Here is a 13,696-nt window from a genome sequence, read left to right as displayed (position 1 = left end):
GCCTAGTCGAGGTGAAGACGACGAATGGCTGGGAACGCACCCCTTTCCACATCAGCCGCACCGAGCTGGCCGTGGCCGAGGAGCGGCGTTCGGAATGGTCCCTGTTCCGGCTCTGGAACTTCGCGCGCGAGCCGAAGGCGTTCGAGCTGCACCCGCCGCTGGACGCGCATGTCTCGCTGACGGCAACGTCCTTTCAGGCGAGTTTTCATTGAAGGTCAGCGAAACGTTCGCTCAGCCTGTTTTTGCCAAGTATCCCCCGCCAGAAAGCACAGATCGTAGAGGCTGACCGCCGACGCCTCGCGTCCGCAGGTCAGGCGTTTAAGAACCTCGGGTGCAAGATAGGCGAGCCGTAACTGACGGCTGACATGACGCTCGGCCAACCCGACGGCTTCGGCCAGTTCCTGAATTGTGGCGAACTCGCCCGCTTCCATGCGACGACGCCAGCTCCATGCGCGGCCGATGGCACGCAGGATGTGGGGATCCTGCGCTTGATCCGCGCTCGGGCCATGGTCGGCGGGAGGCAGGATCTTCGGTCGCCCGTTTTTCTTGCGTACCTTGAGAGGGATCAGAATGCGGATGGTGTCATTGGAATTGGTCATTCGGCGGCCTCTAACTCGCGCGGGGCGAACATCTCGCGGATGACCCCGGCGATGCCCTCGCGCCGGATATCGACCTCGAGCCCGGTGGCCGTCACCGTAATGCGCCGGACAAGGAGCTGAACGATCCGGGCTTGCTCGGCGGGGAAGAGTTGGGTCCAGAGGGTGTCGAACTCGTGGAGCGCGCCCAACGCGTTGGCTTCTGAAATATCGGCGGTGTTGGTTTTGAGCGCCGACAACACCTGCGTGACTACCTCTGGCGTTTGCAGGATCCGTCGGATTTCAGTCACCACCGCTTTTTCGACCATCCCGGCGGCCAGCCGCGTGGGCGCGGTCTCGTCGCCGGTATCTCGGTTCCGGATCACGTCCATGGACACGTAGTAGCGGTAGAGTTTCGAGCCTTTCTTCGTGGTGGTGGGCGTCATGGCCGCGCCGGTTTCCGAGAAGATCAGCCCTTTGAGCAGCGCCGGTGTCTGCGCGCGGGTGTTGTTGGCGCGTTTCCGGGGGCTCTCTTGCAGGATGGCGTGGGCGCGGTCCCAGAGGTCGGCGTCAATGATGGCATCATGCTCGCCGGGATATGCAGTACCCTTGTGGACAGCTTCACCGCGATAAACGCGGTTCTTGAGTAGCCGGTAGAGATAACCTTTGTCGATCAGCGTCCCCTGCTTGTTGCAGGCCTCTTCGCGGCGGAGCTCTCGCGCCAGAACCGTGGCGGATCCAAGTTCGACGAAGCGCTCAAATATCCGCCGTACCTGCGCCGCCTCGTTCTCGTTCACGAGAAGCTTGTGGTCGACGACATCGTACCCGAGGGGGACGTAGCCGCCCATCCACATGCCCTTCTTCCGGGAGGCGGCGACCTTGTCCCGGATCCGCTCTGCCGTCACTTCCCGCTCGAACTGCGCGAAGCTGAGCAGGATGTTCAGTGTGAGCCGTCCCATCGACGTTGTCGTGTTGAAGGACTGGGTCACCGACACGAAGGTCACGCCGTGCCGATCGAAAAGCTCGACCAGTTTCGAAAAATCCATCAGGGCGCGGCTGAGGCGGTCGATCTTGTAGACCACGATCACATCAACGAGGCCGTCTTCAACATCGGCAATCAGCTGTTTCAACGCAGGGCGTTCCAGTGTGCCGCCGGAGAACCCGCCGTCGTCGTAACGCTCGCGCAGGTAGGCCCAGCCCTCGGAGCGCTGACTGGCGATGTAGGCTTCGCAAGCCTCGCGCTGCGCATCGAGGCTATTGAACTCCATGTCGAGCCCTTCTTCGGTGGACTTGCGGGTATAGATCGCACAGCGCAGGCGGCGGTTTGGGCGCGAGTTGCTATCCATGGTCAAATCTCCCGCGGTCGGACCTGCAGCCCGAAGAAGCGATAGCCGTTCCAGCGCACGCCGGTGATTTCTCGCGCGATGCCCGAAAGCGATTTGTACTTGCGGCCCTGCCACTCAAAACCGTCCTTCAGCACGGTGATGGTTTGCTAGACCCCGTTCCATTCCCGGATCAGCCGCGTGCCAGCCACCGGATTGCGGGGATCCGCGATCTGGTTCTGGCCGATCCCGACACCGCCGAAGGGCTGACCCGCGCCGTCACCATGATCCCGGCCTCCGGCGAGTTCGCCTACGCGCGGATCTTGTTTTGCTGATCCGACGTCTTCTTCAGGAGTCGTTCGGCCACGACGAAGCTGACGTCTTGCCGGGCAAGTAGAACCTGGGTGAACCGATCCTTCACTCGACGAAGGCTATCCGTAAGATGCTGGAAGCGGCTGCTGTCGAAGATGGCCTCTTGAACGCCTGCGACGAAGCGGAAGCGGAGGTGCTTGGTGACCTCGCCAATCTCGCGCAGGAACGACAGGTCGAGAACAAGGTCGTGATCTTTGCGCGAACGCAAGTATTCGAGGAACTCATCCATCACTAGCAGAACGCCGTGGTTCGGGTGCACCTCGGCAAACGCCGCCATCATCTCTTCGAAGGCGGCCTTGTTATTGATCACCTTGTCGGCCGGCGGGAAGGAATAGCTTACGCCTTCCTTTTCGAGAAAGACGTCCAGCTGCTGCGTGATGATGTCACGCAACGACATCTGGCTTGAGATCTCGATCCGATGGACTTTGAACTTCCCCGCGATCGCTTTAGCAGCGTCAGCCACCTTTGGGTGATGGATCATCTGGACGTAGTCTGCATCCTCTGCCACCAGCGAAAGAACGGACATCAGGTGCGACTTACCTGTCCCGTAGTTGCCGGCGACCAGTACGCCCTTGTGGGCCACGCCGTCGTCGAACGAAAGCTGCGGGATCATGAGCTTGGCAATCCGCTCAGCCATATCGTCAGAAATCACGTAGGTCGAAACCAGTTTCTTGGCCTCATCTGGGCGATTGGCATCCAGAAGCTGGATAACCGACTCAATCGGCTCGAACTGAATGAGATCGCCATAACGCATCGACATCCCTCGTCCCCTTTCAATGCACAGTGAATGGGACCAGGCCGTCGATGGCGTAGTCCTGATGTTCTGGGTGCGGCATATGTGAGGCGATTGTCCCGCATGCCTCCAGGCCACACAGCGATGATCCGACGTGACTGACCGGTCATCGGCGATGCGCTTTGCAATCTCGTCGTTCAGCTCGACGACCTGCCGCTCGACCAGCGCCAGGCGGGCTTTGGTCTGGCGTTTGAGAACCGTGTTGGTCTGAACATGGCCGCGGTTGCGCAGCCGGGTGCGCTCCTTGGTCAGGGCCGTTCGTGTGATCTGCAGGTCACGAAGATCATGCGTCTTTTCTGACATCGGCTCATCAGCCACCAAGGCAAGCGCAGATCCCATGCGGGCCAAGAGGCGTGCATCTACCGCGTCCGTCTTGACCTGTGTCTCGTAGGCTTGCGCGAAACGGCATGCCTGGAGAGGATTGACCTTGACCAAAGGAAGGCCCCCGAAAACGCCTTTTCGAAGGCGCGATGACAAGGGCCGGTCGCCTCGAACACCACCTGCGTCACCGCCAGCTGAGCCAGCCATTTGCGCAGCGCCCGAAAACCGTGCGCGGAATTCTCGAACCGCTTCGCCGTCTGAGTCTCCAAGTGAAAAACGTCGAGGTGAGATTTGGAAATGTCGATCCCGACGCTATGCTCCGTCATCTTCGCCAGCCCTATTCTTGTCATGCGTGGCTCAAACACGCGTAGACACCATCATTGCGGGCACAGACGGCGATACCGCGTTCGCGGCGGGCGGCGACCGAAGGCACCGGGCGCGAGGCCGGCGCGGTGGTGGCCAGTGACAAGGGCGATAGCGGTGAACAGGATCTCGAGTGAAGGCGTGCGGTCCTGCGTTTGATGCCGGTTATGGACATGACGGATCAGGCCGCCAGGGCTGCGCCAACTTTTTGCAGCGAATTGAGAGCAGAGCTGCGAATGTTGGTTTTGACAAAACCGTTGTCGTCGACCGCCTTGAAGAAATCTGAATCCAGAACGTCCCTGTATGTTTCCACAATTTGCATCGCATTGCGTTTCAGGGCGTTGCGCGTCTCTGTGTCCTGTGCATCGGCCATGTCCTGCAATGCCTGTTCCAGGCTCGTGTCGATGCCCGAGATATAGTCGAACAGGACCGAGGACTTGGAAGAGACCTCTTCCATGCCGTCAATGCCCCTTGTTGCATCGTCAATTGCCGATTTCAGCCCTTCGATGTCCTTTTTCATGCCAAGCCGCGTTTCGATCCAGGCGACGCGCAGCTTGACAAGCCCCTCGGGCGACAGGTCGGCGGCCTCTTGTGCCGCCGCAGTGGTCTGCATGGTCGCTGCCTGCTTGAGCAACTCGGCCGTCTTGGCTGCCGCTTTCAACGCGTTGGCATAGTTGCCCTCCGCCGCCTGATCCTTGGCGAAATCAAAGCTGCGGTTGATTGCGGCGAGGTCGCCGCGCCTGTCGGTCATTGCCTTGTCGACGACGGGTTGCAGACGCGCCTGAACAGCTTCCCATTTCGTGGCGTTGCCATCGCCGTCAGTGGTTGCCGTTCTGGTCTTGTTGACGGCCGCTTCGATTTTTCCGAGCAGAGCGTCCGCCGCCTCGTGATTGCGCGCCTTGATGGTCTGGGCGGCGCTTGACAGCGCTGTCATCAGTTTGCCTTTTGCAGGTTCCGCAATGTCGGCAATGCTCTGTTGCAGAGCCTTGGCGCGGATGGCGAGGGCCTGGAAATCCGGTTGCGGTGAGGCGGGGTCCTGTCCGGCTTCCGGGACCTGCCCTGCTTCTGCACGCTGGCGCAGCCTGGCGACCGCGTTTTCCAGTGCGGTAATCGTCTTGTCCGCCTGTTCGAATGCAGAGGATTTTATCTGAGAGACGGCACCGGTCATTGCCTTTTTCAGTTTCTCGGCGGCATCGTCGCTGGCTGCGGCGATATCGGGTTGCAGTGCCTTCAATCGCGCCGCCAGTGCCGCCGCGTCCATCGCGGGGGCGTCGCTCTCTTCGGGGGCATACTGTTGCGCATCTTCAGAAACGTCATCCTGGGCTTGCGTGGTTTCGGTCGGTTCTTCGCGCGTGGCCTGGTCTTGCAGCGTTTCTTCCATTGTCGGATCGTCTGGCAAATCCTCGACGTCGCTCTCCAGGGTGTTGCCGTCGGCGTCGAGGATCAAAACGTTAACCAGGGTCTTTTGGGTTTTCAGGTATTTCTTGATCGTCTTGGCCATCTGCGGAACGGTGCTTTCGCAGGTCATTTCCATGACACGCCCCTTGAGTTCAAACGTCCCGAAGGCGACTTTCTTGCCGGTGCCTTCCTTGCGCGCAAGTTTGCCGAGCATCGCGGGCGCCTTGCGGCGATCGATCATGAACGTGTGTTCATTCTGTAATCCGGGGCAGAACGCAAAGCTCAGAGGTTTCTTTTTTCCGAGCTTCACCATTTTCTTGAGCTCGGCGCCTTCGAGTTTGAGATCGGCCATAATGTCGAACCCTCTATGCGTGTGGAAATCCAATTGACTTTAAGAAGATGATAAGGCTGACTTAGGGTCAACAAAAAATGTTTTCTGTTGTGTGAACTGCATTACTGCAGTCGCAACCGGGAATTGGTTCAAGTGTAGTCGCGGCCGGGGTTTTGGCCGCTTCGAAGGGAGACACTATGGACCCGGTAGTCCTTTTACAATCCAAGGGTGAAAACGCGCCAAGCGGTGAGAATCTCGAATACGAGATGGTGTTCACCGAGATGGAGCTTGCCGCCCAACCGGTTGAAGAGCAGCAGGTTGGCGATGCGATCGCCGAGGGTCACGGGCCTGATTACCGGGAAGTCGTCAAAAAGGCGCTCGACGTGCTCAGGCAGAGTCATGATCTGCGTGCCGGTGTGTTCCTTGCGGATGCGATCCTGAATGTCGAGGGGCTGCAAGGCTATGCCGATGCGACCACGGTGTTGCGCGGCCACCTGGAAGATTATTGGGACACCTGCCATCCCGAGCTTGACGAGGAGGACGGCAACGATCCGACGATGCGGATCAATGCGATCCAGGGGCTTTGTGGTCAACCCGACGGCATGGCGGGGCCGTCGCTGGCCTATCGTTCGCTGCGCCGCGCGCCGCTGACCCGGAGCCGTGGATTTGGCCTGTTCTCGATGCGTGACATCGAAATGTCCGAGGGGCAGGTTGCCGTGCCCGAGGGCGAGACCGGACCGGATACGGCAACGATTGCGGCCGCGTTCCAGGACACGGATGACGAGGTGCTGTCGGAAACTCTGACCGCGCTACAGACGGCATCGGAAAATGTCAGGGCGATTTCTGCGGTATTTGATGAAAAGACCCCGGGCCAGGGTCCTGAACTCATGCCGCTGGTCAAGCTTTTGGACCTGATGGCGCGTCGGGTCGGAGAGTATGCCTCTTCGGCGGGCCCTGCGGATACCGCCGAAGAGGGCGCGCCGGTTGACCCGGATACCACGGCAACGGATGCGGCCCCCGCCGCGCCGGTGCAGGCCGTAGGGGCGATCAATTCGCGCACCGACGTGATAAACGCGCTGGAGCGGATCGTCGGTTATTATCGCCAGAAAGAGCCCTCCAGCCCGGTTCCGATCCTTTTGGAGCGCGCCAAGCGGCTGGTCAATGCCGATTTCCTGACGATCATTCGCGATATAGCCCCCGGCGAATTCGATGCCGTCAAGAGTCTTGGCGGAATAGACGATGATTAGTCTGTATTAACTTTTGATTAACCCATTGGCGGCCTCTTTTTGGGTCAGCCGCGACACATGAAAAAACAGGGATACCAAGGAGTACGAGATGGCGGATAGTTCACAGAAATTCATAGCGCGGAATCGCGCGCCCAGGGTTCAGATCGAATATGATGTCGAGCTTTATGGCGCGGAGAAAAAGGTGCAGTTGCCCTTCGTGATGGGTGTGATGAGCGATCTTGCCGGCAAGTCCGAAGCACCGCAGCCCGCCGTTGCAGACCGCAAGTTTCTCGAGATCGACGTCGACAATTTCGACGACCGGATGAAATCGATGAAGCCGCGCGCCGCGTTCACGGTGCCCAATACGCTGACCGGCGAGGGAAACCTCGCGGTGGATATCACCTTTGAGAGCATGGACGATTTCTCGCCCGCAGCGATCGCCGCCAAGGTCGAGCCGCTTCGCGAGTTGCTCGATGCGCGCACGCAATTGTCCAATCTGATGACCTACATGGACGGAAAGACCGGTGCCGAGGACCTGATCAGCAAGATCATCAGTGACCCTGCATTGTTGAAAACACTGGCCGCGCAGCCTGCGCCCAAGGCTGAAAGCGACGAGGAATAGGAGATACACATGGCTGAAGAACAAGCCCAGGCAAAGGCCGGCGGTGAAGCCACCGCATTTGGCTCATCGGAATTCGAGGAACTGCTGCAAAAGGAATTCCGCCCGAAATCCGATCAGGCCAAGACCGCCGTTGAAACTGCCGTCAAGACGCTCGCCCAGCAGGCGCTCGAGAATGCGAACCTGATCTCCGACGACGCGTTGCGCTCGATCGAAGGTATCGTTGCGGAACTCGACAAGAAGCTGACCGAGCAGATCAACCTGATCCTGCATCACGAAGAATTCCAGCAGATGGAGAGCGCGTGGCGAGGGCTGCATTACCTGGTGAACAACACCGAAACCGACGAGATGCTGAAAATCCGGGTGATGAACATCTCGAAAAAGGAGATGCACAAGACCCTGCGCAAGTTCAAGGGAACCGCGTGGGATCAGTCTCCGATCTTCAAGAAGCTTTACGAAGAGGAATTCGGGCAGTTCGGTGGCGAGCCTTATGGCACGCTGGTGGCGGATTATCATTTCGATCACAGCCCGCCGGACGTGGAGCTGCTGGGTGAAATGTCCAAGATCGCCGCCGCTGCGCATGCGCCGTTGATCACCGGTGCCCAGCCGAGCCTGTTCCAGATGGACAGCTGGGGCGAACTGGCCAACCCCCGCGATCTGACCAAGATTTTCCAGACGCCTGAATATGCGTCCTGGCGCAGCCTGCGCGAGAGCGAGGATTCCAAATATGTCGGCCTGGCGATGCCGCGGTTCCTGGGACGTCTGCCATATGGATCGAAAACCGACCCGGTCGAGGCGTTCGCCTTTGAAGAAGACACGGACGGCGCGGACAGCAGCAAGTATGGCTGGGTCAATGCCGCCTACGGCATGGCTGTGAACATCAACCGGTCGTTCAAGACCTATGGCTGGTGCTCGCGAATCCGTGGTGTCGAAAGCGGCGGTGCACTTGAAAACCTGCCCAGCCACACCTTCCCCACCGACGATGGCGGCGTGGATCAGAAATGTCCGACCGAGATTGCGATCAGCGATCGGCGCGAGGCGGAATTGGCCAAGAACGGCATGATGCCGCTGATCCATCGCAAGAATTCCGACATCGCGGCCTTTATCGGGGCGCAGTCGCTGCACAAGCCGGCAGAATATGACGATCCGGACGCAACCGCGAACGCCAATCTTGCGGCGCGGCTGCCCTATCTCTTCGCGACCTGCCGGTTCGCGCATTACATGAAATGCATGGTCCGCGACAAGATCGGTTCGTTCAAGAGTCGCAAAGACATGGAAGTCTGGCTCCAGGACTGGGTGAACCAGTACGTGGACACCAACGCAGAAGTTTCTTCGGAAGCGGTCAAGGCACGTAAACCACTCGCTGCCGCCGAGGTCGCTGTCGAAGAGGTCGAGGGCAATCCCGGCTATTATTCGTCGAAGTTCTTTCTACGCCCTCACTATCAGCTCGAGGGGCTTACCGTGTCCCTGCGGCTGGTATCCAAATTGCCTTCGGAGAAAGGAGCGTAATTACGGCTTCAGGAAGGCGCTACCCCCAAGAATGGCGCATTGCGTCAATCAGTGAAAGGAAAACACTATGGAAAACGCATTTATTCAAATTACCGGTGCTGACGGCGAAAGCATGGACAGCAACCATGAAAACTGGATCCCGCTCAAGACCGTCTCGTTCAATGTCGAGCGTACGCTGGACATGTCCGACCTGGGCACGACCCAGCGTGGCTATGCCAATGCCAATTTCGGCAAGATCAGCGTGACGTCCGAACTCAGCCTCGCATCGCCAAAGCTCATGTTGTCCGTCGCCAACGGCACGGTGCGCGACAAGACGGTTATCCATCTCTGCCGCTCGGGTCAGGACGGCAAGACCGGCATGGAGCCTTATCTCATCTTCACTCTGACTCACTCGGTGATCGACAAGTACGATGTTACAGGCGGGGAAGAGCAGATCCCGGAAGAGAACTGGGAACTGGCCTATCGCACGATCAAGGTCGAGTACAAACAAGCCGATCCTGAAACCGGAGCACTGAACAAGGGTAAATCCGATTTTGCCTGGAACGTCATGAAGAGTGAAATGATCTGATCGTTTCAACTGCCTGCCTGGCCGGATCACGGCCAGGCATGTTCATTTGATATTTTGCATCCGGAACCCTTTGCATGACCCCAGAAGAACATCTGAAATCAGGCGATCCGAAGGCTGCGCTTGCCGCGCTGCAGGACGAGGTCAGAGCAAACCCTGCCGACCCGAAGCTCCGGATTTTCCTGTTTCAGCTTCTTTGCGTTCTGGGAGATTGGAAGCGGGCGATCACCCAGTTGAAGCTGAGTGCGGAAATGGACAGCGCCGCCACGATGATGGCACAGACCTATCGCGAGGCGATCATCTGCGAGGTCTATCGCGAAAAGGTATTCGCCGGCGAGAAAGAGCCTTTGATTTTCGGCGAACCGGCAGAATGGCTGGCGCTGCTGATCGAGGCGCAGAAACTGCTGGCCGCCGGTAGATCCGAGGAGGCTGCGGCGTTGCGCACCCGTGCCTTTGATGCGGCGCCTGCCTGCGCGGGTGTGATCGACGGACAGGCATTTCAGTGGATCGCCGATGCCGATATGCGTCTGGGTCCGGTGCTCGAGATCATTGTGAACGGACGTTATTTCTGGCTGCCCTTCAGCTCGGTCGCGTCCCTGTCGATGGAGGCGCCCAGCGACCTGCGCGATGCGGTCTGGACCGCGGCAACGCTTGGTTTGCAGAACGGTGGCGAAGTCGCCGCATTGATCCCGACCCGCTACGTCGGGACCACCGATGGCGACGACCCCGCGAACACCCTGGCGCGGGCGACCACCTGGTCGGATGTGGGCGGCGAGACATTTGTCGGCGCGGGCCAGCGACTGTTCGCGACCGATCAGGGCGATGTTGCGTTGATGGATGTCCGCAGCCTTGTCATGGAGGGCGCTCCGACTTCCGCGAGCGCATCCGACGATGGCTGACAAGACCCTTGCCGAGCGCTTGCAACCCTCTTTGCTGGACCGGTTGACCGACAACGAGCCGGGTAATCCCAGGGAAACCAGGGATTCGCGGGTGATCGACATCTCGCGCCTGCGCGACATCATCCAGCGCGATCTGTCCTGGTTGCTCAACACCACCAATACCGAAAGCTCATTTGATGCGGCGGCGCTGCCCAATGTCGCGCGCAGTGTCGTAAACTATGGCTTGCGCGAGGTGTCAGGCGAGTTTTCGACAGCAGAACGGGCCGAGCAGATACGCCGCTCCATCCAGCGGGCAATCGCGGTTTACGAGCCTCGCATCATAGACGGTACGGTAGAGGTCACGCTCAATCCGGACGACACCGGAAAAGACATGACCGTCGCGCTGATCATCCGTGCTGACATGTGGGCCCAGCCCTTGCCGCTCGAACTGTACCTGCGCAGTCAGGTGGACGTCACGACCGGTGAAATCTCCGTGGACGGGGGCCGCTAGCCGCCATGGATACACGCCTGATGAAGCATTACGAGAACGAGCTGATCTTCCTGCGTGACATGGGCGCCGAGTTCGCGGCGGCCTATCCCAAAATCGCCAGCCGGCTGGGCATGGAGGGGGTCGAGGTGCTCGACCCCTATGTCGAACGGCTTCTGGAGGGGGTGGCGTTTCTCTCGGCGCGCGTGCAGCTCGAGCTTGAGCTTCAATATCCGAATTTTACCAGCAACCTGCTTGAGATCGTCTATCCGCATTACCTCGCGCCGACGCCTTCGATGATGATTGCCGCTTTCGAACCGGACACGTCCAATTCCGCGGTCAAGAGTGGCTATGTCCTGCCGCGTCATACCTCGTTGCGCAGCCGGTTGATGGAGGGCGAGAACACACCCTGCGAATTTCGCACTGCCGCAGAGATGACGATGTGGCCGATCCGGATCAGCGAGGCGGAATATATCGACGGGCGTGGGGAACTGGTGGCCGCAGGCGTTGCCGGACAGGCCGAGGCGCGTGCCGCCATTCGGCTCAGGCTCAGACGGTCCGATGGCGGTCCGATCGCCGAGATGCCGATGGACGATCTGACCCTGTTTCTCGACAGCAGTGCCGGCAACAGTTGGGCGTTGCTTGAATTGCTGTCGACGCAGGTCAGTGCGCTCTGCGGTCGCTCGACCGACCGGCGGGCCGACTGGGCGGAACCGCTGGTGCGGGGTGCGGTGGTGAATCGCGGCTTTGATCAGGACGAAGCCCTGCTGCCGACGCCGCGCCGCTCTTTCGACGGGTATCGGTTGTTGCAGGAATATTTCGCGATGCCCGAACGGTTCCTGTTTGTCGAACTTCAGGGGGTGCAACCTGCACTTGCCCGCGCGACCGGGCCGGATGTCGATATCTACATCCTGCTGCGGGAAGGGCGTAGCGAGGTGGCGCCGATGGTTGTTGCCGAGGCCTTTACCCCGAACGCGGTGCCCGCCATCAACCTGTTTCCGAAGCGCTGCGACCGGGTGCACGTGCTTGCCAGCGATACCGAGCAGCACGTGATCCCCAGCCGGACGGCCGCGCTGGACTTTGAAATTCATTCGCTTCAGAGCGTCACCGGCATCAGCAGCGCTGGCGGAGACGACGTTGTTTTCCGCCCGTTCTATTCCGCGACCGATTTCACCGCCGCAGGGGAAACCCACCCGGCCTATTACACGATTCACCGCCGCATGCGACAGCGCTCGGAAAAAGAGCGGCTGCGGGGGGTACGGACATCCTATCTTGGGTCCGAGGTTTTTGTGACGCTGGTTGACCGGGCGCAAACGCCCTATCCGGCCAACCTTGATCAACTTGCGGTGCAGGCCATGTGCTCAAACCGCGACCTGCCGCTTTTGCTGGCGACCGGAGATGCGGATGTGTTCCGGATGCCCGAGGGCGGCCCGGTCAAATCCATCCGCCTGCCTGTCTCTCCGACACGTCCGCATCCGACACTGGCGCAGGGGGATACCGCATGGCGGCTGATCAGCCACCTGAGCCTCAACTACCTGTCGATCGCCGATGCCGGCAAGGGGGACTCGGCGGCGGCGTTGCGCGAGCTGGTCGGGCTTTATGCGCCGCTGGGGGATCGGGTTACGGAAAAGCAGCTGGAAGGGATCGTTTCGGTTTCCAGCCGTCCCATCGTGCGCCGGATGAGCGACGAGATTCTGTCAACGGCGGTGCGCGGCGTCGAGGTCACGATTGGCATCGACGAGAGCTTTTTCGAGGGCACGAGCGCGTATGTGCTCGGCGCGGTGCTGGAACGGTTCATGCGCCGATACACAACGATCAACAGTTTTACCGAAACCGTATTGAAAACGCAGACACGCGGAGAAATTGCCAGATGGCGACCGGAAACCGGACTGGGCCGGATGATTTGAGCCATTTTGACAGGCTGACGAAGGAACCGGAAAAGCATCATGTTTTTCAGGCGCTCCGGGTTATCGAAGCGACCTTTGACGAAGCGCCCCGTCTGGGCGAGAGCCGTCGCCCCCGCGAAGACAAGGTGCGTTTGGGACAAGAGGCGGAACTGGCGTTTCCGCCATCGACGATTGCCGCGTTCAAACTGGGCGTGGGTGGTCGTCCGGCGCGGCTGACCAACCGGTTCTTTGGTCTCTTCGGACCCAACGGGCCGCTGCCCCTGCACATGACGCAATATGTCCGCGACCGGTACAGAAACCACCGCGACAGCACCTTCGTGGCCTTTGCCGACATGCTGACCCATCGCATGATGAGCCTGTTGTATCGCGCCTGGACCACCGGCCAGCCCGCCCCGAGTTTTGATCGTACGGATGACCCGATGGCGCGCAAGGTGGCGGCCTTGTCGGGGTATCACGGTCCGGCATTGCGCGACCGTGACGCGATGCCGGACCTGGCCAAGCTGCATTTTGCCGGGCATCTTTCACAAGCGTCGCGCAATCCCGAAGGACTGGTCTCTATCCTCTCCGCATTTTTCGAGGCGCCGGTGCGGTTGCAGCAATTCGTCGGCAGCTGGCTTGATCTCGAACCCGGCGATCGGTGGCAACTCGGCCAACGCGCCGCATTGGGCCGCAACACCAGCATCGGCCAGCGGGTGTGGACACGCGGGGCCAAGTTCAGGCTGCGCATCGGCCCGCTTTCGCTGTCCGAGTATCACCGCTTGCTGCCGGGAGGAGACTCGCTGGCGCGGCTGCAATCCATCGTGCGCAACTATGCGGGCGACAGTCTGGACTGGGATGTGAACCTTGTCCTGGCAGGAGACGAGGTGCCCCGCGCCAGTCTCGGAGGGAACACGCGGCTTGGACATACAAGCTGGATCCGTTCGCGCCCCGATCCGGACGATACGCGCGCCGACGCCGCAGACCTGTTCCTCTATCCGGATATTTCAACTGCGAGGGCGGGGCCGTGATGCGAATATTGACCAGGAAGGAC

The 13,696-nt window shown here is 60.1% G+C and carries 14 protein-coding genes and 1 pseudogene; 10 read left to right on the top strand and 5 right to left on the bottom strand.

The features are described 5' to 3' along the window. Positions 1 to 212, top strand: a 212-nt coding sequence (locus tag AB9K34_RS19040; protein WP_369956004.1) for a DUF3883 domain-containing protein, incomplete at its 5' end; no start/stop codon positions are given. Between the two features lie 3 nt (positions 213 to 215). Here the strand turns inward: AB9K34_RS19040 and AB9K34_RS19035 are convergent. The 3 genes and pseudogenes from AB9K34_RS19035 to AB9K34_RS19025 form a co-directional block, all read right to left on the bottom strand. After that, positions 216 to 599, bottom strand: a complete 384-nt coding sequence (locus AB9K34_RS19035; RefSeq protein WP_369956003.1) for a hypothetical protein — start codon at positions 597 to 599, stop codon at positions 216 to 218. Beyond that, positions 596 to 1,921, bottom strand: a complete 1,326-nt coding sequence (locus AB9K34_RS19030; protein ID WP_369956002.1) for a recombinase family protein — start codon at positions 1,919 to 1,921, stop codon at positions 596 to 598. The genes AB9K34_RS19035 and AB9K34_RS19030 overlap by 4 nt, the downstream gene beginning before the upstream one ends. A gap of 2 nt (positions 1,922 to 1,923) precedes the next feature. Beyond that, positions 1,924 to 2,112, bottom strand: a pseudogene (locus tag AB9K34_RS19025) (DUF2924 domain-containing protein); the annotation flags it as partial. On the opposite strand from AB9K34_RS19025, the gene AB9K34_RS19020 reads away from it, so the two are divergent. Then, entirely contained in the window at positions 2,065 to 2,232 is a 168-nt protein-coding gene (locus AB9K34_RS19020; RefSeq protein WP_369956015.1) for a hypothetical protein, read from the top strand. The pseudogene AB9K34_RS19025 and the gene AB9K34_RS19020 sit on opposite strands and share 48 nt — an antisense overlap. Here the strand turns inward: AB9K34_RS19020 and AB9K34_RS19015 are convergent. Together AB9K34_RS19015 and AB9K34_RS19010 are read right to left on the bottom strand one after the other, a co-directional pair. Next, complete coding sequence (locus tag AB9K34_RS19015; RefSeq protein ID WP_369956001.1) at positions 2,208 to 3,590, bottom strand: DUF6079 family protein; 1,383 nt, start codon at positions 3,588 to 3,590, stop codon at positions 2,208 to 2,210. The genes AB9K34_RS19020 and AB9K34_RS19015 overlap by 25 nt on opposite strands. A 337-nt stretch (positions 3,591 to 3,927) precedes the next feature. Then, the gene (locus AB9K34_RS19010) at positions 3,928 to 5,496 is read right to left on the bottom strand and encodes a hypothetical protein (RefSeq protein ID WP_369956000.1); all 1,569 of its coding nucleotides are present in this window, start codon (positions 5,494 to 5,496) and stop codon (positions 3,928 to 3,930) included. Positions 5,497 to 5,672: 176 nt separating this feature from the next. Between AB9K34_RS19010 and tssA the strand changes: the two genes are divergently transcribed. The 8 genes from tssA to tssG all read left to right on the top strand — a co-directional run bounded on the left by tssA (position 5,673) and on the right by tssG (position 13,673). Further along, the gene (gene tssA / locus AB9K34_RS19005; protein ID WP_369955999.1) at positions 5,673 to 6,722 is read left to right on the top strand and encodes a type VI secretion system protein TssA; all 1,050 of its coding nucleotides are present in this window, start codon (positions 5,673 to 5,675) and stop codon (positions 6,720 to 6,722) included. 88 nt (positions 6,723 to 6,810) lie between these two features. Further along, positions 6,811 to 7,323: a type VI secretion system contractile sheath small subunit gene (gene tssB / locus AB9K34_RS19000; RefSeq protein WP_369955998.1), complete on the top strand. Its 513-nt coding sequence runs from the start codon at positions 6,811 to 6,813 to the stop codon at positions 7,321 to 7,323. 9 nt (positions 7,324 to 7,332) lie between these two features. Beyond that, entirely contained in the window at positions 7,333 to 8,829 is a 1,497-nt protein-coding gene (gene tssC / locus AB9K34_RS18995; protein ID WP_369955997.1) for a type VI secretion system contractile sheath large subunit, read from the top strand. 67 nt (positions 8,830 to 8,896) lie between these two features. Next, positions 8,897 to 9,397 carry an Hcp family type VI secretion system effector gene (locus tag AB9K34_RS18990; RefSeq protein ID WP_369955996.1) on the top strand — a complete coding sequence of 167 codons (501 nt, stop codon included), beginning with the start codon at positions 8,897 to 8,899 and terminating at the stop codon, positions 9,395 to 9,397. Between the two features lie 74 nt (positions 9,398 to 9,471). After that, on the top strand, positions 9,472 to 10,293 hold the full coding sequence (locus AB9K34_RS18985) for a type VI secretion system accessory protein TagJ (protein ID WP_369955995.1): 822 nt from the start codon (positions 9,472 to 9,474) through the stop codon (positions 10,291 to 10,293). Then, positions 10,286 to 10,783 (top strand): type VI secretion system baseplate subunit TssE, encoded by a 498-nt coding sequence (tssE, locus tag AB9K34_RS18980; protein WP_369955994.1) that lies wholly within the window; start codon positions 10,286 to 10,288, stop codon positions 10,781 to 10,783. Before AB9K34_RS18985 ends, tssE begins: the two co-directional genes overlap by 8 nt. A 5-nt stretch (positions 10,784 to 10,788) precedes the next feature. Beyond that, on the top strand, positions 10,789 to 12,666 hold the full coding sequence (tssF, locus tag AB9K34_RS18975) for a type VI secretion system baseplate subunit TssF (protein WP_369955993.1): 1,878 nt from the start codon (positions 10,789 to 10,791) through the stop codon (positions 12,664 to 12,666). Continuing rightward, positions 12,630 to 13,673 (top strand): type VI secretion system baseplate subunit TssG, encoded by a 1,044-nt coding sequence (gene tssG / locus AB9K34_RS18970; RefSeq protein ID WP_369955992.1) that lies wholly within the window; start codon positions 12,630 to 12,632, stop codon positions 13,671 to 13,673. The genes tssF and tssG overlap by 37 nt, the downstream gene beginning before the upstream one ends. Positions 13,674 to 13,696: the final 23 nt, after the last annotated feature.

Source organism: Sedimentitalea sp. XS_ASV28, assembly GCF_041224545.1.
GTDB lineage: Bacteria > Pseudomonadota > Alphaproteobacteria > Rhodobacterales > Rhodobacteraceae > Sedimentitalea.
The sequence above is the reverse complement of the archived record's forward strand: the minus strand, read 5'-3'. Positions and strand labels throughout refer to the sequence as shown.